Raw genomic sequence first — 534 nt, forward strand, 5'->3', positions numbered from 1 at the left:
TGAGCCAAATAATTATTATTCCTACGGTTGATTTTTTCGGAATTATTCTGTATAATGAAAATAAATTTACAATTTAACGCGTTAAACCTCAACGCATTAAATTCAAAAAAGCACAACTTTCACATTAGGGAGGAACTATGTTATGAGCGAAGACAAAAAATTAAACATGCCTCAGTCGCTTCTGCTTCTGCTCCTGATCATCGGAGCGGTTGCAGTCTGCATCCGGCTGAAAACGGGCGGACCGATGATTGGACTATTTATGAGCTGGATCATCATCTATCTGTTTTGTAAGGTATTACGCATAAATTATGAGCATGTTGTAAACGGCGCTTACGACGCGATCCGGGTTGTCGTTCCTACCCTGTGCCTGCTCATGGCAATTGGCGTCATGATCGGTACCTGGCTGCAAAGCGGCACGATTGCAACCATCATTGTCGGCGGGTTAAAACTGATCAACCCGACCTGGCTGCTGCCTCTGACCCTGATTTTCTGTGCCGTATTAAGCCTTGTGACCGGAACCTCCTACGGTTCCGT

At 44.8% G+C, this 534-nt stretch carries 1 pseudogene; it reads left to right on the top strand.

Annotation, left to right across the window (positions count from 1 at the left end):
- Nucleotides 1–142 precede the first annotated feature (142 nt).
- Nucleotides 143–534 (top strand): annotated as a pseudogene (locus QVO97_RS00905) (Na+/H+ antiporter NhaC); the annotation flags it as partial.

The organism is Clostridium sp. CAG:43, assembly GCF_000434655.1.
GTDB lineage: Bacteria > Bacillota > Clostridia > Lachnospirales > Lachnospiraceae > Otoolea > Otoolea fessa.